We start from the raw sequence: 18,648 nt of genomic DNA on the forward strand, positions 1-18,648 counted from the left end.
ATTTAAAGAAGGCTTGTGCTGGTCGTGCCGCCATTGGTCAGGATGGTGAGCGCCGGGGATGTGCCAGAGTTGTTCTGCAGATCATACATTGCCGTAAAGCGCTTCATGAGCTTGTCGACCTTCTTGGAATCCTGGAGATCCTCGAGATTGACGAACTTCCCAAGCATGGAAACCTGTTTTTCGACATCCATGTTCGAGACACTGGTCGGCAGGCTGAAGGTGGTTGTAATCACCTGGAACAACGCCTTGTCGCCTAGAATCGTGTAGAGCGATGTGATGTCGGGTGCGCTGCGCGCGAAATACAGCGCGAGGCGTACGCCGTCGTTCGTTTCACCTTCCTGCGATTCCAGCGTCTGCTGAACGTACTTTTGCTCCGTCCGGTCTTCGGCGCCAACATTCTGGACTGTCCCGATCTTGGCCCGCGTCAGGTTACCGTCGGTATCGAAGTTGAAGTCCGAGACAATCTCCTTGAACTTCGACTCCGCCTTCGTGTTGAGGTAGCTCTTGGGATCGGACGGATCGGAGGCAAAGATCTTGCGCAGCGTCTCCTCGTCGTATTTCTTCGGGTCGAGGCCGTTTGCCGTCAAGACCAGGCTGGTCAGCTTGTCGTTCGACAGGAAGTCGTCGAGAGACTTCACCTCCGCCATGCCTTTGGCGAATGCATCGACGGCTTTCGTCGCATCCTCGGAAGCCTTGTCCCTGAGCGGGCCGTCGCTCATGCCCATCAGCATGCGCGACTTATAGTTCGTCGCATATTTCGCCATCACGGCGGACGGCAGCGGCTGTATCTCCGCGGATATCTTGCCGTCAGCTCCAAAATTGAAGGCGCGGACCAGATTGGTGATCCGCTCGTCTTTTAACGAGGCGACGTAGCCGTCGGGATCGTAGGGGTCACTCTTCAGCAGCTTGCGGAACATGGAACGAGACACGTCCTGTTCCGTCAGTCCGTAGGCGCGAAGCGCCATATCGTAAAGTTCAGGTAGGTCGTCGTTCTTCTTGTCAAAGTCTGCGGCGGCGTTCGAGCGCAGCAGGTCGTCAACCTTCTTGATCTTATCGTCGGCCATTCGCGTCTTGTAGTTTGCCACGGCCTCGTCGATCGCCTCGTTCTGCGCGTCCGCATATCGCACGCCGTAGAACGTCGTCGTATCCATCAACTGAGCGCTCGATTGCGGGCCGGATGCAGCGGCGGCCGAACCATCGGCCGCGAAGCTGAACGCGGCATTGAGCGCGCTGAGCCCCTGGCTAGCGGCGAAGCTGGCATCAGTCAGGATGCTTTTGATGTCTGCGTCGCTGACGCTCGTGGGGACGCCATAGGCCGACCGCAGAGTGTTCATCATTTGCCCGTCAGCGATCAGGTCATCGACATTGGAGATCGTCGGGATCACAGCCTGGAAGTAATCGAGATTGGCGCGGACCTGCGAACTCGTGGCCCGTGCCTGCGCGATTGTTTGCGCCCCGGCGCCAGTGGCAACGCTGCCGTCGGCCTGGAAGTTGAAGGCCGAGTGGACGTCGTCGTAACCCAGCAAGCTGGCGTAGCTCGCATCCGTCAAGACGCTGCGAAGGTCGGCATCGCTGACGCTCTGGGGAAGCGAATAGGCATCCCTGATGTACTGGGTCAGCTTGGTATCAGCGATCAGGTCATCGACATTGGTGATGCTGACGATCTTTGATTGATAATAGCCCGTGGTGTTTGCGGCCTGGTCGGACATCGCTTTCATCTGATCCGACGTCTGTGCCGCATAGGACGCCGCAGCGGAATTGATGGTACCGTCCGCGTTGAAATTGAAGCTCTGATTGACGTTGCTGAAATCCAGCAAGCTTGCGTAGCTCGCATCGGTAAGAACCAACCGGAGTGCCGCGTTGCTGAAATCGTCGCCCATGCTGAAGGCCGTTTTGATATAGGACGTCAGCCGCTTGTCGGCGATGATGTCGTCGACATTGGTGATGGTTCCGATCTTGGACAGATAGTAGGCTTTGTTGTAGTCGGCAGCCGCCGAGGTCGTGATCGATGGGACAGTCAGATTGTACTGCTCCATGACGGCGTCTTTCTGGGTGGCCGTCTGCGCTGTGCCGTTAACGGTGCCATCTGCATTGAAGCTGAATTGTGCGGCAAGCGCCTTATACTTGTCGTTGCCGTTGAGATTGACAAAGCTATTGGGATCGTTGACGTCGCTCGTCAAAACCTGCGCCAGGAAATCCTTGGAAACATAAGTGGGATCGATGCCGTAGGCCTTGAGAACATAGGTGCGCACGCGGCTGTCGCCGACGAGATCGGAAACGTTCTGAACCGCGTCTATCGCGTTGCTGTAGTATTTCGTTTCGGCCGCGGCATTCCTGCCTTCGTCGGCGAAGGATTGCGTGTAGAGACCGATCAGGTCGTCTTCCTGCGCGTCGCTCTGGGCATCCGCTGCGGGCGTGTTGAAATTGAACGCAGCAGCGAATTCCTTGTAGCGCGAATCGGAAAGCTTGTTGGCGAAGCTATTGGCGTCCGTCAGATCGCTTTCCAGCACCTTTTTCATGAAGGCCTTGGCGTAAGTCATGTCTTCGAGGCCATAGGCCTTCATCGCATAGCTGTAGAGCCGATAGTCGCCGAGGAAATCGTCGACGTCTTTGACGTTGTTGATGTTGTCCTTGTAATACTCGGCGTCGCGTTTGACCGTCGCCTGGGAGGCGACGCGATCCAGGCTCTGCTTCATGTTCCCGGACAACAAATTGTAGGCCATCGAAGCCGAGATCATAGTGCGTCCTTTTCCGGCAAAGTCTTCAAGCATGACCGATTGGTTCTGCGCCATTTTGCGATAAAAAGCTTACCCGAGACTTACCCATCCAGCGTTGCAATATGGCACAGCAGGCGTTCACCCTCCGGAAACCTTGCCGGCTTCGGTTTTGATAACCATCCAGGGAGGCAAAGTTTTCTTAACCGCGATTTTTAAGCTGTCTCGAACAGGCGGCGCCTATTGTCGGGCCATAGAGGGCGCAAAGCCCCGAGGAGAAGACCGGAAACCGGCTCTCAGGTAAGACAAGGGTAGAATGAACATGAACAACACCGTTATGAAGCCCGTATGGGCTGGAACGACGCTGCGTCTCGATCCGTCTCGCTTTCCCCAGCAGGTCAGCTACGCCATCCATGACTCCTCAAGTGACGTGAACATAACGATCGACGAACGTGGCGCCATCCTGCGCAAGGTTCTCTCCTCCAGCGGTCTGCCGCTTTCGATTGCCCTGCCCAAGCGCGCCTTCAAGGGCGTAGCCGCCCGGGCCATCGACCATGGCAACGGCGAAGTCACTGTCACGCTGGAGCTTCACCACGAGGACCCCGAGCTCTGCATACCGCTGCTGGTCGCCCACGACCTCGCAGATATCGCAGCCGACTGGCGAAGCTGGTCCGAGGCCTTCCGCATTCCGATGCTGATGGTCGAGGCCGACGGCGTTGCCCGCCCGCTGGAAGAGCATCTTGGCGACCTGCGCACCAGCGCATTGAAGCCGCGCCGCCGGCATTCCTACTTCGCAAACCGGCGTCCGCGCTTCCTCGTGCGCCGCACGACGGGCAAGCTCGGCGTCGCCATGAAGATCGAAGGCAAGGAAATCATCGCCCGCAACTAAGCGGTGCGTCATTTCAGACCATCAATGCCCGGCCATTGTGCCGGGCATTTTCATTTCCGCCTCAGGGCAGGACGAAGAGAAGCGACAGGAAGAGGCCAAGAAAGATGATCAGGCCGACGCGATTGTTCGACTTGAACAGCGCAAGGCACTGGTCGGCATCGTCGATATTGAGCGTCACGATCTGCCAGGCGAACATGCCGGCCGCGATGAGCAGGCCGAGATAGCCGAACAGGCCGACGCCTGCAGACAGGAAGGCGCAGAAGGCAAGCACGAGCGTCAGGCCATAGAGGCCGACCAGCCACTGTTTCGTCTTGTCGCCAAACAGCCGCGCGGTCGAGCGGACACCGATCAGCTCGTCGTCCTCTTTGTCCTGGTGGGCATAGATCGTGTCGTAACCGATCGTCCAGACCACCGAGGCGACGTAGAGGAGGATTGGCGCCAGTGAAAGGCCGCCGAAGATCGCCGCCCAGCCCATCAAAGCACCCCAGGAAAAGGCAAGGCCAAGGAAGAACTGCGGCCAATCCGTGAAGCGCTTGGCGAAAGGATAAAGCGCCACGATAGCGAGCGAGAGGACGCCGAGAATGACGGCAAACCAGTTCAGCTGCAGCACGACCAGCAGCCCGACCAGCGCCTGCAGGACGATGAACGCCTTGGCCTGCGTGCGTGTCACCCGACCCGATGGCAGCGGCCGCGAGCGGGTGCGCGCCACTTCCATGTCGATCGTGTGGTCGACGAGATCGTTGTATGTGCACCCAGCCCCGCGCATCGCGACAGAGCCGATGAAATAGAGCACGAGATGGAAAATCAGCTGGCCGCCGGAAAACTGGCCAATATGAGCCGCCGCATTCGCGGCCATGGCAGCCGACCAGAAGCAGGGCCACATCAGCAATTGCCAGCCGATCGGCCGATCCCAGCGCGCAAGCTGCGCGTAGGGCCAGAGCCAGGGAGGCAGGACCCGGTAAACCCAGTTGTTCGAAGGCGCATCCGCAACGCGCCCGTTTATTCCGCCGATCTGTTGCATGACGCCATCTAGCGAGCCGTCGAGGCGCGGGTCAAGATCAATTCACGGCCGCCGGGGCGACCTTTCAGCGCTGGTTCCACCGCCTGATCACCGGCTCCGTCAGGTCGTGCTCGTAGCCGAGAACGCTGATGCTTGCCGTGTCGAGGATGAAGCGCGCGCCATCGGTCGGCGGCAATCCGAGCCAGCGCGCGCCAAGGACGCGCAGGAAGTGCGAGCTGGAAAAGATCAGGATCGGGGCATTGGCCAGCCTCAACTCCGATATGATCCGATCTGCTCGCCCGCCGACATCGCCCGCCGCCTCGCCCTTGGGGCAGCCGTCGCGAAACAGCTGCCAACCGGGTCGGCTCGCTTGGATTTCCTTGGTGGTGATACCCTCGTAGGCGCCGTAGTCCCATTCCGCCAAGTCATCCTTGACGATCGCGCCGGCGCCAAAGCCCGAGAGTTCGCAGGTGTCCCGCGCGCGCTGCGACGGGCTCGACCACACGGCCGCAAAACCTCTACCCGCAAGGCGCGAACCGACGTCACGTGCTGCGGCCTCGCCTTTTGCCGTGAGCGGAATGTCACTGCGACCGGTGTGCCGCCCAGACAAACTCCACTCGGTTTCGCCGTGACGCACGAGATGGATTTCCGGAAGGGTGCTTGCCATTGTCATCAAGCTCCGAATTTAAAGACGGCGCGGCCTTTGCCGCGCCTTTTGATCTGGATCAGAGAATGACTTTTTCGAGCGGCGTGCGCGTCGCCTCGAACTCTTTCAGCTTCGCCTCGTTCTCGGCAATGTAGTCGCGGTTATCGGGGGTGGAATACTGGTTCTTGGAAATCTGGATCTGCATGATGAAAAGTTCGTCCCAGCGGAAGCCCATTTCCGACCCCGCAAGGTAGAATTCCCACATGCGGAAGAACTGCTCGTCATAAAGCGCAACCGCCTCGGCCCTGCGCGCCACGAAGCGTTCACGCCAGTGACGCAGTGTGTAGGCATAGTGCAGCGGCAGAACTTCGACATCGCGGACGAGCAGTCCCGCCTTTTCGATGAAAGGTATGGTCTCGCCAATCGATGGGATATAGCCCTGCGGGAAAATGTACTTCTCGATGAAGGCATTGGTCGCAAAGCTTGGCTTCGGACGTGCGATCGAGTGCAACACCATGACGCCGTCATCGTCTAGGAATTCATGCACTTTCTTGAAGAACTTGCCGAAATTGCCGATGCCGACATGCTCGAACATGCCGACCGATACGATGCGGTCAAATTTCCTGCCCGTCATCGTGCGGTAGTCCTGCAGTTCGAAGCGCGCGCGATCGCCAAGACCACGCTTCTGAGCTCGCTCCCGCGAGATCTTCAGCTGCTCCTTGCTGAGCGTGATGCCGGTGAGCTCCAGTCCCGGCGTGGATTCCACCAGGTACATGCCCATGCCGCCCCAGCCGGAGCCGATCTCCAGGACACGCTGGTTCGGTTCGAGCAGAAGCTTCGCGGCAATGTGCCGCTTCTTGGCGACCTGCGCCTCCTCCAGGCTGATGCCGGGTGGGTTGTAGTAGGCACAGGAGTATTGCCAATCCTCGTCGAGGAAGAGTTCGAAGAGCTTTTCGGACAGGTCGTAATGGTGGGCAACGTTACGCCTGTTGCGGTTGATCGGCATGCGGCTCTTAAGCTGCTGCAGGGCGATGCGTCCGATCAGGAGAGCCGCCATCGGGATATCGAAGATCTCGTTGGTGGTGTTCTGCTTCACCATCGCCAGGAAATCGTAGATGTTGCCCTGTTCGAGAATGAACCGGCCTTCCATGTACATTTCGCCTAGCTTCAGGGTGGGATCGCGGCGGATCAGCTGTTCCGCCTCTTCATCGGCAACGCGGGCGACAACGAGTTCGCCTGTGCCATCACCGACCGCATGCGTCTCGCCATTGGCGAGAGTGAGTCTCAGATTACCCTTACGGATGATTTTTTGGACAATCGATAAGAAAGCCGACGCCATAAGTAAGGCCTCGCAATGTGACAGGATGATCCGATCAACTTAGTATCTCTCATCCGCCTTACAAGCGCCGTAATTCGCACCTCGGCAACATGGTCGCCGAAGTGTGACATTTTTGCAAATTTGGTTGCTAAGCGCTTATTTTCGCTTCATGGCCTCAGCCAGTGCGGCTCCAAACGCACCTTGGCTTTCCTGCTTTGACGAAGCCGACCGCCGGTCATTCTGGCCGCGAACCGGCGGGTTTCCACGTGGCTCGCCACGCGGAGCGGAGGCCGGCGAGCCATCGTCCTTTCTCATCGACAGGCCGATGCGCTTACGCTTGGCATCGACCTCGACGACGCGAACGTTCACAACGTCGCCAGCTTTCACAACTTCGTGAGGATCTTTGACGAAGCGATCGGCGAGTTGCGAAACGTGCACCAAACCGTCCTGATGGACGCCAATGTCGACGAAAGCCCCGAAGGCCGCGACATTGGTCACGGTGCCTTCCAGCAACATGCCCGGCGTGAGGTCGGAGATCTCATGAACGCCTTCGGCGAAGGTTGCTGTCTTGAAGCTCGGGCGCGGGTCGCGGCCGGGCTTTTCCAACTCGGCCAGGATGTCCTTCACCGTCGGCAGGCCGAATTTCTCATCGATGAACTGACGCGGATCGACGGCCTTCAGCACGGCGGTATCTCCCATCAGCGAACGCAGGTCGCGGCCACAGGCGGCGACGATCTTCTTGGCGACGCCGTAGGCTTCCGGGTGGACTGAGGAGGCATCGAGGGGCTCCTTGCCATCGCGAATGCGTAGGAAGCCGGCGCATTGCTCGAAGGTACGCTGGCCGAGGCGGGCGACCTTCAACAGGTCACGGCGGGTCTCGAAGCGACCTTCGCTGTCTCGATGCTTGACGATCGCGTCGGCAATCGAGGCGCCCAGACCGGAGACACGGGAGAGCAGCGGCGCGGAAGCGGTGTTAAGATCGACGCCGACGGCATTCACCGCGTCTTCGACGACCGCATCGAGCGAGCGCGACAGCTTCTGCTGGTCGACATCATGCTGATACTGCCCGACGCCGATCGACTTCGGCTCGATCTTGACGAGTTCGGCCAGCGGATCCTGCAGGCGGCGGGCGATGGAAACGGCGCCACGGAGCGATACGTCGAGGTTGGGAAACTCAAGGGCAGCGGTCTCGGATGCGGAATAGACGGAAGCGCCGGCTTCCGAGACGATCACCTTGGTCGGCTTCGGCGCCGGCAGTTCGGCCAGCATGTCGGCGACCAGCTTTTCGGTCTCGCGGCTGCCGGTGCCGTTGCCGATCGAGATCAGCTCGACATTGTGCTTACGGATCAGGGAAGCAAGCTCCAGCTGCGCGCCGCGCACGTCGTTCCGCGGCTGGAAGGGATAGACGGTCGAGGTCGCCACGACCTTGCCTGTTGCATCGGTTACGGCGATCTTGACGCCGGTGCGGATGCCCGGATCAAGGCCCATGGTCGGGCGCGAACCGGCCGGCGCTGCCAGCAGCAGATCCTTGAGATTGCGGGCGAAGACGTGGATCGCCTCTTCCTCGGCACGTTCGCGAAGTTCGCGCATCAGGTCGAGCGACAGCGACATGGAGAGCTTGACGCGCCAGGTCCAGCTTGCGACGTCCATCAGCCAGCGGTCGCCGGGACGGCTCGCGCCGATCTCGTAGGCGGCGGCGATCATGCGCTCGACCGGCTTGTTGGGAGAGACGGTCTCGGCATCGGCCTCGATGGTCAGCGTCAGCACTTCTTCGTTCCAGCCGCGCAGCATGGCTAGCGCGCGGTGACCGGGGGCGGTCGCCCAGCGCTCGGAATGGTCGAAGTAGTCGGAGAACTTCTCGCCAGCGGCCTGTTTGCCATCGACCACCTTGGCCTTCAGCAGGGCAGCGCTGCGCATATGGGCGCGCAACTTGCCAAGCAGATCGGCATTTTCGGCGATGCCTTCGGCGACGATGTCGCGCGCGCCCTCGAGTGCCGTCTTCACATCCGGCACATCGGCGGTGATGTAGCCCTCCGCCAGCGTCGCAGGCTCCTTTGAGCGATCAGCCAGGATCGCCTCCGCCAGCGGTCCGAGGCCACGCTCGCGGGCGATCTCGGCGCGGGTGCGACGCTTCGGCTTGTACGGGAGATAGAGATCTTCAAGCTCGGCCTTGGTGGCAGCATCGGCGATCTTGCCAAGCAGGTCGTCGGTCATCTTGCCCTGACCGGTTATGGATTCGACGATGGTATCGCGGCGGGCTTCCAGTTCACGCAGATAGACCAGCCGCTCCGCCAGATTGCGCAGCTGCGTATCGTCCAACCCACCCGTCACTTCCTTGCGGTAGCGGGCGATGAAGGGCACGGTCGCCCCTTCGTCGAGCAACTCGATCGCCGCCTTGGCCTGGTCCGGCCGGGCGTTGATTTCGGAGGAGATGACAGCGGCGAGCGAGCGAAGGTCAGCGGCCATGAGAATTCCTGCGGTTCACAAAATTTGCGGGACCATAGCGGCGAAAAACGACAAGGCAATGCCCGCCGTCCCTATCCACAGCAACATAGCACGGCCAGCGGCCGTTTTTGCGGTTGTGCATGTGCGGCATTCTTTGCTAGCAGAGGCGACCGTTTTTAGCCCCGCCTTTGTGGCGCCTTCCCCAGAGAAGGCAAGGAAAGTGACATGCCAGATCTGCTCCTAGAACTCCGCTCCGAAGAGATCCCGGCCCGCCTGCAGCGCAAGGCTGCCGGCGACCTGAAGAAGCTCGTGACCGATGCGCTTGTCGAAGCAGGACTTTCCTACGAGGGTGCGCGCGAATACTGGACGCCACGCCGGCTGACGCTCGATATCCGCGGCCTGACGGCGCGCTCCGCCGATGTGCGCGAAGAGAAGAAGGGTCCCCGCACCGACGCCAACGAGAAGGCGATCGAAGGCTTCCTGCGTGGCGCCGGCCTGTCCTCGGTTTCCGAGGCGCAGATCCAGAGCGACCTGAAGAAGGGCGACTTCTACATCGCTATCATCTCCAAGCCCGGTCGCGCCGCTGAAGAGATCATCAGCGATGTCATGCCCGGCATCATTCGCGATTTCCCCTGGCCTAAGCCAATGCGCTGGGGCGCGGCTTCCGCTCAGCCAGGCTCGCTGCGCTGGGTCCGGCCGTTGCAATCGATCGTCTGCACGTTCGGCACGGAGCATGAAGAGACCGTCGTCATTCCGTTCTCGATCGACGGCATCGTCGCCTCCAACGTGACCTACGGCCATCGTTTCCATGCGCCCGGCGCCATCACCGTCAAGCGTTTCGGCGATTACATCGCGAACCTCGAAAAGGCCAAGGTGATCCTCGATGGCGAACGCCGCAAGGACATCATCCTGCATGATGCCCGCGATGTCGCGTTTGCAAACGGACTGGAACTGGTCGAGGACGAAGGCCTGCTCGAAGAGGTCTCGGGCCTCGTCGAATTGCCGCAGGTCCTGTTGGGCAGCTTCGAGGAAGACTACCTCTCGATTCCGGCGGAGATCATCCGCCTGACGATCAAGACGAACCAGAAGTGTTTCGTGACGCGCCCTGTTGGCGGCGACACGCTGTCGAACAAGTTCATCCTCGTCTCGAACATCGAAGCCAGCGACGGCGGCAAGGAAATCATCCACGGCAACGGCAAGGTCGTGCGCGCGCGCCTGTCCGACGCCCTGCACTTCTGGAAGCGCGACCAGGGCGATCTGCCTGATCTGGAGACGCTGGAGGCTTCGGCAAAGAAATTCGACCTCGACCTCAAGAAGCCGCTCGACCAGCGCATGGCGAAGCTCGATGCGCTTGATGTGACGTTCCACGCCAAGCTGGGTACACAGGGCGAGCGCGTGGAGCGCATCCGCGCCATGGCCGCAAAGGTCGCTTTCCCGGTCGGTGCTGATTACAAGCTGGTCGATAGGGCCGTGGTGCTTGCCAAGGCCGATCTGCGCACCGAGGCTGTCGGCGAGTTTCCGGAACTGCAGGGCGTCATGGGGCGCAAGTATGCCGCCCTTCAGGGCGAGGATGCCGTTGTCGCGACCGCGATCGAGGAGCACTACAAGCCGCAAGGCCCGTCCGACCAGCTGCCACAGGACAAGGTCGCGATCACAGTGGCGCTTGCCGACAAACTCGACACGCTGATCGGCTTCTGGGCTGTCGACGAAAAGCCGACCGGTTCGAAGGATCCGTTTGCGCTGCGCCGGGCTGCCCTTGGCGTCATCCGCATCCTTCTCGAGCGGCGTGTGCGCCTGACGCTGCTGCCGCGCATCACCAGCCACATGGGCCGCATCGATACGGATATCGGCAAGACTGTTGACGACAACGACCTGTCACGCCAGTTCGACCTCCTCTCCTTCTTCCATGACCGCCTGAAGGTCTATCTGCGCGATCAGGGCGCGCGCTACGATCTCATCGATTCCGTGCTGACGCCGGAGGCCGACGACCTCTTGATGATCGCCCGCCGTGTCGAGGCACTAACGGCCTTCATCACGTCCGAGGATGGCAAGAACCTCCTGGTCGGCACCAAGCGTGCCACGCAGATCCTGGCTGCCGAGGAAAAGAAGGGCACGGTGATCGCCGACGGCGTCTCCGAAAATCTCTTCCGACTCGACGCCGAGAAGCAGCTCTTTGCCGCCATCACCACCGCTTCCGCAGAAGCCTCTGCGGCCGTCGACAAGGAAGACTTCCGCTCGGCGATGGAAGCGCTCTCCAGGCTGCGTGCTCCGGTGGACCGCTTCTTCGACGACGTGTTGGTCAATGACGAAGACGCTGCAATCCGTGCCAATCGCCTTGCCCTGCTTCGCCTGATCCGCGAGGCAACCGGCACGGTCGCCGACTTCTCGAAGATCTCGGGTTAAGCGCATCAGATGCGGCGTGCGGATGACGCCTTAACATCCGACATTTGCTGCGTATTTCCATCCTTGCTCAGATTTTGATTCAAGGATGGAAATCTCTGATTTCCGTCAGCCAGCAACTCCGATTGTAGCCGCCGAGAGAACCGCATAACGCGCGGCCTTGGCAATGGTCACAAGCAGCAGGAACATCGGAAGCGGTTCGCGTAGCACACCGGCGACGATGGTGATGGGATCGCCGATAACAGGCATCCAGCTCAGAAGCAGCGACCACTTGCCATAGCGCCGATACCAGCTTTGCGCCTTGTCGAGCGCAGGCTGGCGGACGGGAAACCAGTGCTTGTCGCGAAATCGTTCAATGCCGACGCCGAGCAGCCAGTTGACGGCCGAGCCGAGGACGTTGCCTATTGTCGCCACCGCGATCAGCGCAATGACCGGATGCTGCTTCGCCAGGATGAGCGCGACGAGGCCGGCTTCCGACTGCATCGGGAATATCGTGGCAGCCGCAAAAGCCGCCAGGAACAGCGCGGCATAAACCGCTAGATTGGTCATGGCTTGTCCGCGCCAATGCTTCGCTGCACCCTGCATCCCTTCGTCAAGTCTTACGGCGGACTGGAACTATCACGTCTTTGGCGTTATGCCAAAGTCATGAACAAGATCCTCGTCAGCGCCTGTCTCATGGGCCATGCCGTCCGTTATGACGGCCAGTCGAAGCCGCTCGCCCATCCCGCGATCACGCGCTGGATCGAGGAAGGCCGGCTGGTGACAATCTGTCCCGAGATGTCCGCCGGAATGCCGGTGCCGCGTCCACCCGCCGAAATTGAAGGCGCAGCCACGGGCGAGGATGTCCTCTCCGGCCGTGCGCGCGTCGTCGAGGTCAGCGGCGGCGATGTGACGGGCGAGTTCAAGCGGGCTGCCGAGAATGCACTGGCGCTCGCGATCGAAACAGGCTGCCGTTATGCGCTGCTGATCGATGGCAGCCCCTCCTGCGGCTCGGGCTTTGTCTATGACGGCACGTTTTCCGGGCAGAAGCTCGCAGCAAATGGCGTGACGGCCGCGCTTCTGAAGCAGGCTGGCATTGCCGTCTACTCCGATCGCGAAATTGAGGAACTTGTCGCAAGGCTTACTGCCGACGAGGCCGCGACGGCCGACTCCCCTTAATGCAAAACGGCCGTCGGATCGCCCGACGACCGTTTTCTTGCTTGGCGGCCGAACCTCAGGCGGCCCGGCGAACCTGCGCACTGTAATCCTGGCTGTCACCAACGCGGAAACCGCGGATGAGGTTCAGAAGCTCGTCGGTGTCGCTTGCCAGCGACTCGGCCGACGCAGTGGTTTCCTCGGCCATCGCGGCGTTCTGCTGCGTCGCAGCGTCGAGCTGGTTCATCGAGGACGAGATCGACCGCAGCGTGGTGTCCTGCTCGGAGGCGCTGTGGGCGATCTTCGCAACGATCTCGTTGGCGGCCTTGATCTGGTCAGAGATACGCTTCAGCGCCTCGCCGGCTTCGCCGACCAGACGGACGCCCTGATCGACCTGGCCGGACGAACGGGCGATCTGATCCTTGATCTCCTTGGCAGCCGCAGCCGAGCGCTGTGCCAGTTCGCGCACTTCCTGAGCGACGACCGCGAAGCCCTTGCCGGATTCGCCGGCACGGGCCGCTTCGACGCCGGCGTTCAGAGCCAGCAGGTTCGTCTGGAAGGCAATGTCGTCGATGACGCCGATGATCTTGCCGATCTCGGCAGACGACTTCTCGATACCGCTCATCGCTTCGATCGCTTCGGAGACGACGGCATCGCTACGGCTCGCCTCGCCGCTGACGGCCTCGACACGCTTGCTGGCTTCATGGGCGCCTTCGGCGGTCTGGCGGACGGCGACAGTCAGTTCATCGAGAGCTGCGGAGGTTTCTTCGAGGCTCGCGGCCTGACGCTCTGTGCGCTGCGACAGATCGTTTGAGGCGCGACGGATCTCTTCCTTGCTGACGGCAATGTCGCCGCCCTTGGCGCTGACCTTGGCCATGGCAGCTTCGAGATGCGCAAGCGCATCGTTGAAGTTGTCGCGAAGAGCTGCATACTTCTGGCCTAGATCGGCGCAACGGACCGTCAGGTCACCTCGGGCGATCAGCTCCAGCGCCTGGCCGATAGTCGAGACAACATGGTTCTGGGCGACCGTTTCCTCGCGCTGCAGGCGCTGGCTGTTCTCACGCTCGCCGTCGAGGGCCATCTGCTGCGCGGCCTCACGCTCGGACATGGCGTGACGCTCCTTGACCTTCTGCTGCAGCGACTTTGTCGCCTTGGCCATCATGCCGACTTCGTTGTTCATGTCGGCATGCGGGATGGAGACTGCTATGTTCTCGTCGGCAACCGCTTCCAGCGCCTGATGAACATCCTGTAGCGGTTTGGAGATGCCGCGGATGAAATAGAAGGCGGCAGCGACACCGGCAACCGCGATGATGGCGCAGGCAATCAGAGCCTTCCAGATCGCATCATTGATCTGTGCCTGCAGGTCATCGAGGTAGACGCCGCTGGACACGACCAACTGCCACGGCTCGAAGGCTGCCGAGTAAGAGCCTTTCTCGAACAGCTTGTCGTCGGGCTGGCCCGGCTTGCTCCAGTAGTAGATGGTGCGACCGCCGCCGGCCCGGCCCTTGGCGACCATGTCCTTGCTGAAATAGGTGCCGTTCTGGTCCACCTGCGCGCTCATGTTCTTGCCGATGTTGTCAGGCTTTGGGTGGAAGCGCTGGATGACGTCGTAGTCGTAGCCGAAGAGATAGCCTGCCGGCTCGAACTTGACCTTGGAGAGCACCTTGAAGGCTTCGGCCTGCGCGACCTCATGCGTCATCTCGCCGGACTTTTCGCGCTGGTAGTAGGAATCGAGGACGGAGATACCGGATTGGACCTGCGCCTGTAAAAGATCGAAGCGGTCGTCGTAGATCGCCTGCGACGTCGTCCTGATCTGGAAATAGGTGGCAATGGCGAAAGCCGCCATGAGGACGCCCACGAGGGCAAAGAGTTGATGGGCGATGTTAAGTTTCTTCATGAATGTCTCGCAAAATCGGTGGGTTCGGCAATCCCGGATCGGTGAACTCCCGACCTCTGCGTTGACCACGCGTGGCGACGACAATCATGCGTCTTCCGGCTTTGGTTGTTAGAGTTAGAGTGAATGAATTAACAATTGCCAAGTGCGGGCGCTCAAAGGATTATCAAATATAATCAGTGCATTCTTGCAGTGTGCGGCAAGTTTGATTCATCTGCGCGCCCTTAAGTTGAAGTGGTGTCGCAAGGCACGCCGTACAGTTTTCCGACTCTGGCGGTTGCGCTATACTTGCTGCATGGCTGAGGCTTCGCATGCCTTCGGTGAATTCGTTCTCGATCCCGGCTGCGGCTTGCTGCGGAATGGGCGGGCAGTCGCGCTTGGCCAACGCGGCGCGGCTCTTCTTGAAGTGTTACTTGAAGCCCGCGGCAATGTTGTTTCCAAGGATGCGCTGATGGAGCGCGTGTGGCCCGGAACCGCAGTCGAGGAAAGCAACCTGACTGTCCAGGTGGCGGCGCTTCGCAAAGTGCTCGGTCTTACACCCGATGGGCAGGAATGGATTGCGACGGTGCCGCGTGTCGGTTACCGCTTCATCCGCGCGAACATTGAAACGAAAGCCGCTGTTTTAACCCCGGAGTTGAAGCCGACCCTAGCTGTCCTCCCCTTCAGCAATCTTAGCGGCGATCCAAACCAGGACTACTTTGCCGATGGGATCGTCGACGACATTATTGCAGCCCTCAGCCGGTTCCGAAGCTTTGCCGTCGTCGGCCGGGACTGCTCCTTTGCCTACAAGGGCAGCGGGATGGATGTGCGCAAGATCGCGGCGGAACTCGGTGTCAGCTACGTGCTTGAAGGCAGCATCCGGCAGCAGGGCAACCGCTTGCGCATTGTCGCCGAACTCGTCGAGGGTCAAGGCGGCACGCATATGTGGGCGCAGACCTTCGACGGGACGCTGGACGAGATATTCGACTTTCAGGATCGCATCACCGAGCGCGTCGCAACGCTGATCGAACCGCTGATCCAGACGGCCGAGATCGAGCGGTCACGACGTGAAAGGCCCGGAAGCGTAGCCACCTACGACATCTACCTGCAGGCGCTGGCCAAGATCTCGACCGAAATCGAAAGCGATAACGCTGCCGCCTATGCGCTTCTCATGCAAGGGCTGGCCGTCGAGCCTGACAATGCGCAGTTGCTTGCCCATGCGGCATGGGCGCTCGAGCATCGCTACACGATGGGTTGGCCGTCGCTCACCGAGGACGACGTGCAAACCTGCGGCGCACTGGCGCGGCGGGCGCTGGAGCACTGCGCCGGCGACGCCATGGTTATGGCTCATTGCGGCGTTGCCCTGATGCAGACGGTGAAAGACTACGATTGGGGTCCTGCAGTTCTGCAGGCGGCCGCCGAATCCAATCCCAACAACCCGATGGTCGTTGTCAGGGCCGGCATCGGGCATCTTCATTGCGGCAACGTCAACGACGCACTCAGCCACTTCCACAGGGCCAACCGCTTGACCCCAGGTGACCGCGGCGCGCATTTCTCGCATTGCGGCATCGCGCATGCCCACGTGATCCTCGGAGAATACGAGCAGGCGGTGGCCTGGTCTTCGAGAGCGCTGGCCAGCAATCCGAATTTCGAGCCAACGCTATGGGTGCTCATTGCTGCAAGTGCGCATCTCGGCCGCATGGAGGAAGCCCATCGCCACCTAGCGGCGTTGAGACGACTGACGCCTGATATAACCGTCGAGCGCATCCGTGCCGGCCAACCCGGCAAATATCCGGATCGCATTGCTGCCCTCCTCGACGGGTTGAGGTTGGCGGGTGTCCCTGAGCGCTAGTTTCGGATCGTTTCGGAACTTTTCCTTGGGCCTTTCAGGACCGGAAGGCCGCAACCGGCAGAGACTGCTTCCCACAGCAAAACCGCAAGTGGGAGACGGTCATGATTACGACGCTGACCATCCTTTCCCTCGATCAGGGACGCATCTACTCCCCTCCGCCGGAGCCGGTTCCCGAGCTGACGGCTGTTGAAGCTGCCGCTGCCGTTGCTGATAGCCAGGGCACCAAACACCATTTGCGTTGGCTGGATGTTTCGACTGGATTGCACGCACTTGCGCGCCTGCTTGCGCCGAGCTTTGGCAACTCCCCGTTCGGCAAAGCTCACTAGAAAAAATGCGTCCCTGCTTCTCTCAGGGACGCATTTTATCCACCGCGGGGTGGACCCCGGACGACCGAAACTTTGGTCAGGCTGGGGCAGGGAAATGGAAATCAGGGTCGAAGTTCAAAGTTGAAAACGTCGAGCGGCGCCTTTTGTTCCTTCGGCACGCCTGCCACGCCTGCCGCGACCGGCTTGACGTCGCCACCGACGACTGCAGCCGTCGTCGAGGCGCGGTCGATGTTGTCGGCCGGCTGCGTGGCGGCTGTCATTGGTTCGGCTGGCGCCTTGGTTACAAAAACGACGGGCGAGCCGCCCATCCAGCCTTCGGTGCGATAGAGCTTCTTCTCACCGTTGACGTCGCGAACTTCCGAGGATTGCAGCGCGCCAGGTGCCAGCGTCGGCACGGTGTAGTCCTTCTTGCGCTCGACCTTTTCAAGCGGCGGGCAGGTTTGGCAGCTTTCCTGGCTGATGCTCCCGCCATTGGTGCGCGCGTCCTTGCCCACGACCTCGATCGAGGAGGCACAGGCAGACCCTGCCGTAAACACAGCTATCGCACCCAAGATGACCTGACGCATGGAACACTCCGTCTCACGTTGAGAAGAGACTAGCGTGGCTTTGTTTCCATCCCGTCAGGGGAAAGGGTAAAAATTTAGAGAACTGACCCGATTTCGGGTTTGCTCACGCTTTTTCGCGGTCGATCGCGCGCCAACCGATGTCGCGGCGGCAGAAGCCATTGTCCCAATCGACCTTGTCGAGGAGCGCATAGGCACGCGTATGCGCCTCGCCAACCGTCTTCCCTGTGGCGGTGACGTTCAGCACGCGGCCACCCGTTGCGACCAGCGCTCCGTCCTTGAGCGCTGTTCCGGCATGAAACACCTTGGCGCCCTCGCCCGCTTCCGGGATATGGCGGATCGGCGTGTCCTTGTCGTAGGAGCCCGGATAGCCCTCCGATGCCATGACGACCGTCAGAGCCGGATCATCCGTCCATTCGGCGGACACCTGATCGAGCGTCCCGGTGGCGGTGGCGTGGAGAAGCGGCAGAAGATCGTTCTTCAGACGCATCATCAGCACCTGGCACTCGGGATCGCCGAAGCGGACATTGTACTCGATAAGCTCGGGGCCCTTGGCGGTGATCATCAGACCGGCAAAGAAGACGCCGGAGAAGGGATAGCCGCTCTCGGCCATGCCGCGCATGGTCGGCTCGATGATTTCCTTCATCGTGCGCTCGACCATCTCTTTGGTCATCACGGGCGCCGGGGAATAGGCGCCCATGCCGCCAGTATTCGGGCCGGTATCGCCCTCGCCCACCCGCTTGTGATCCTGGGCGGTTGCGAGCGGCAGGACATGCATGCCGTCGCAGAGGCAGAAGAAGCTCGCTTCCTCGCCATCGAGATAGGCTTCGATAACGACCTCGGCGCCAGCGGCACCGAAGGCACCCTCGAAGCAACCGTCGACGGCAGCAAGCGCCTCATCAACGGTCATGGCAACAGTCACACCCTTGCCGGCAGCAAGGCCATCCGCCTTGACGACGATCGGGGCGCCCTGCTGGCGAATATAGGCCTTCGCCTTCGGCGGGTTGTTGAAGCGCTGATAGGCGCCGGTCGGAATGTCGTAGCGGGCGCAGATATCCTTGGTGAAGCCCTTCGAACCCTCGAGCTGGGCTGCCGCTGCCGATGGGCCGAAGACTGCAAAGCCTGCAGCGCGCAGCTTGTCAGCAATGCCGGCGACGAGCGGCGCTTCCGGGCCAACCACGACGAAGTCGATCGCCTTGTCCTTGCAGAAGGCAAGGATGGCATCATGATCGTCGACATTGACGGCAACCAGGGTCGCGTGGTCGGCAATGCCGGGATTTCCGGGCGCGGCGTAGAATTCCGTCATGAGAGGCGATTGCGCCAGCTTCCAGGCCAATGCGTGCTCGCGCCCACCCGATCCGATCAACAGAACCTTCATGCCCGTCCCTTTCGCGTTTCCGTCTGGCGGTTAAGGGGAGAGCGTCGAAAGGTCAAGCAGGAATGCTTGCCCGGGGTCAAGCAGGAATGCTTGCCACGTCAAGCGGAGCG

Annotated in this window: 14 protein-coding genes; 5 read left to right on the plus strand and 9 right to left on the minus strand. The window is 60.8% G+C overall.

Annotation, left to right across the window (positions count from 1 at the left end):
- Positions 1-2 precede the first annotated feature (2 nt).
- Entirely contained in the window at positions 3-2,738 is a 2,736-nt protein-coding gene (locus AS026_RS15760) for a DUF1217 domain-containing protein (RefSeq protein ID WP_025661900.1), read from the minus strand.
- A gap of 298 nt (positions 2,739-3,036) precedes the next feature.
- Between AS026_RS15760 and AS026_RS15765 the strand changes: the two genes are divergently transcribed.
- Positions 3,037-3,603: a DUF6101 family protein gene (locus AS026_RS15765; protein WP_025661901.1), complete on the plus strand. Its 567-nt coding sequence runs from the start codon at positions 3,037-3,039 to the stop codon at positions 3,601-3,603.
- A gap of 61 nt (positions 3,604-3,664) precedes the next feature.
- Here AS026_RS15765 and ubiA read toward each other — a convergent pair whose 3' ends face one another.
- From ubiA to AS026_RS15785, 4 genes are all read right to left on the minus strand, one after another.
- On the minus strand, positions 3,665-4,624 hold the full coding sequence (ubiA, locus tag AS026_RS15770) for a 4-hydroxybenzoate octaprenyltransferase (RefSeq protein WP_062370532.1): 960 nt from the start codon (positions 4,622-4,624) through the stop codon (positions 3,665-3,667).
- Between the two features lie 64 nt (positions 4,625-4,688).
- Positions 4,689-5,270 (minus strand): histidine phosphatase family protein, encoded by a 582-nt coding sequence (locus AS026_RS15775; protein ID WP_025661903.1) that lies wholly within the window; start codon positions 5,268-5,270, stop codon positions 4,689-4,691.
- Positions 5,271-5,328: 58 nt separating this feature from the next.
- Complete coding sequence (locus AS026_RS15780; RefSeq protein WP_062370534.1) at positions 5,329-6,588, minus strand: cyclopropane fatty acid synthase; 1,260 nt, start codon at positions 6,586-6,588, stop codon at positions 5,329-5,331.
- Positions 6,589-6,723: 135 nt separating this feature from the next.
- The gene (locus AS026_RS15785; RefSeq protein ID WP_062370536.1) at positions 6,724-9,033 is read right to left on the minus strand and encodes a Tex family protein; all 2,310 of its coding nucleotides are present in this window, start codon (positions 9,031-9,033) and stop codon (positions 6,724-6,726) included.
- 204 nt (positions 9,034-9,237) lie between these two features.
- Here AS026_RS15785 and glyS point away from each other — a divergent pair, with 204 nt between their 5' ends.
- Entirely contained in the window at positions 9,238-11,415 is a 2,178-nt protein-coding gene (glyS, locus tag AS026_RS15790) for a glycine--tRNA ligase subunit beta (RefSeq protein ID WP_025661906.1), read from the plus strand.
- A gap of 105 nt (positions 11,416-11,520) precedes the next feature.
- On the opposite strand, the gene AS026_RS15795 is transcribed toward glyS, so the two are convergent.
- A complete protein-coding gene (locus AS026_RS15795) occupies positions 11,521-11,961 on the minus strand; it encodes a YqaA family protein (protein ID WP_018116650.1) in 441 nt (146 codons plus the stop codon).
- A gap of 96 nt (positions 11,962-12,057) precedes the next feature.
- Between AS026_RS15795 and AS026_RS15800 the strand changes: the two genes are divergently transcribed.
- Positions 12,058-12,570 (plus strand): 2-thiouracil desulfurase family protein, encoded by a 513-nt coding sequence (locus tag AS026_RS15800; protein ID WP_062370538.1) that lies wholly within the window; start codon positions 12,058-12,060, stop codon positions 12,568-12,570.
- A 55-nt stretch (positions 12,571-12,625) separates the two neighbouring features.
- Here AS026_RS15800 and AS026_RS15805 read toward each other — a convergent pair whose 3' ends face one another.
- Positions 12,626-14,443, minus strand: a complete 1,818-nt coding sequence (locus AS026_RS15805) for a methyl-accepting chemotaxis protein (protein ID WP_062370539.1) — start codon at positions 14,441-14,443, stop codon at positions 12,626-12,628.
- Positions 14,444-14,735: 292 nt separating this feature from the next.
- Between AS026_RS15805 and AS026_RS15810 the strand changes: the two genes are divergently transcribed.
- Together AS026_RS15810 and AS026_RS15815 are read left to right on the plus strand one after the other, a co-directional pair.
- Entirely contained in the window at positions 14,736-16,271 is a 1,536-nt protein-coding gene (locus AS026_RS15810; protein ID WP_062370541.1) for a winged helix-turn-helix domain-containing tetratricopeptide repeat protein, read from the plus strand.
- A 101-nt stretch (positions 16,272-16,372) separates the two neighbouring features.
- Positions 16,373-16,597, plus strand: a complete 225-nt coding sequence (locus AS026_RS15815; protein WP_062370543.1) for a hypothetical protein — start codon at positions 16,373-16,375, stop codon at positions 16,595-16,597.
- A 101-nt stretch (positions 16,598-16,698) separates the two neighbouring features.
- Here AS026_RS15815 and AS026_RS15820 read toward each other — a convergent pair whose 3' ends face one another.
- Together AS026_RS15820 and purD are read right to left on the minus strand one after the other, a co-directional pair.
- Positions 16,699-17,163, minus strand: a complete 465-nt coding sequence (locus AS026_RS15820; protein ID WP_025661911.1) for a plant virulence effector HPE1-like domain-containing protein — start codon at positions 17,161-17,163, stop codon at positions 16,699-16,701.
- Between the two features lie 103 nt (positions 17,164-17,266).
- Positions 17,267-18,538, minus strand: coding sequence for a phosphoribosylamine--glycine ligase (gene purD, locus AS026_RS15825; protein ID WP_062370545.1), 1,272 nt, complete (start codon positions 18,536-18,538; stop codon positions 17,267-17,269).
- Positions 18,539-18,648 lie beyond the last annotated feature (110 nt).

Origin of the sequence: Rhizobium altiplani, assembly GCF_001542405.1 — a bacterium.
Lineage (GTDB): Bacteria > Pseudomonadota > Alphaproteobacteria > Rhizobiales > Rhizobiaceae > Rhizobium > Rhizobium altiplani.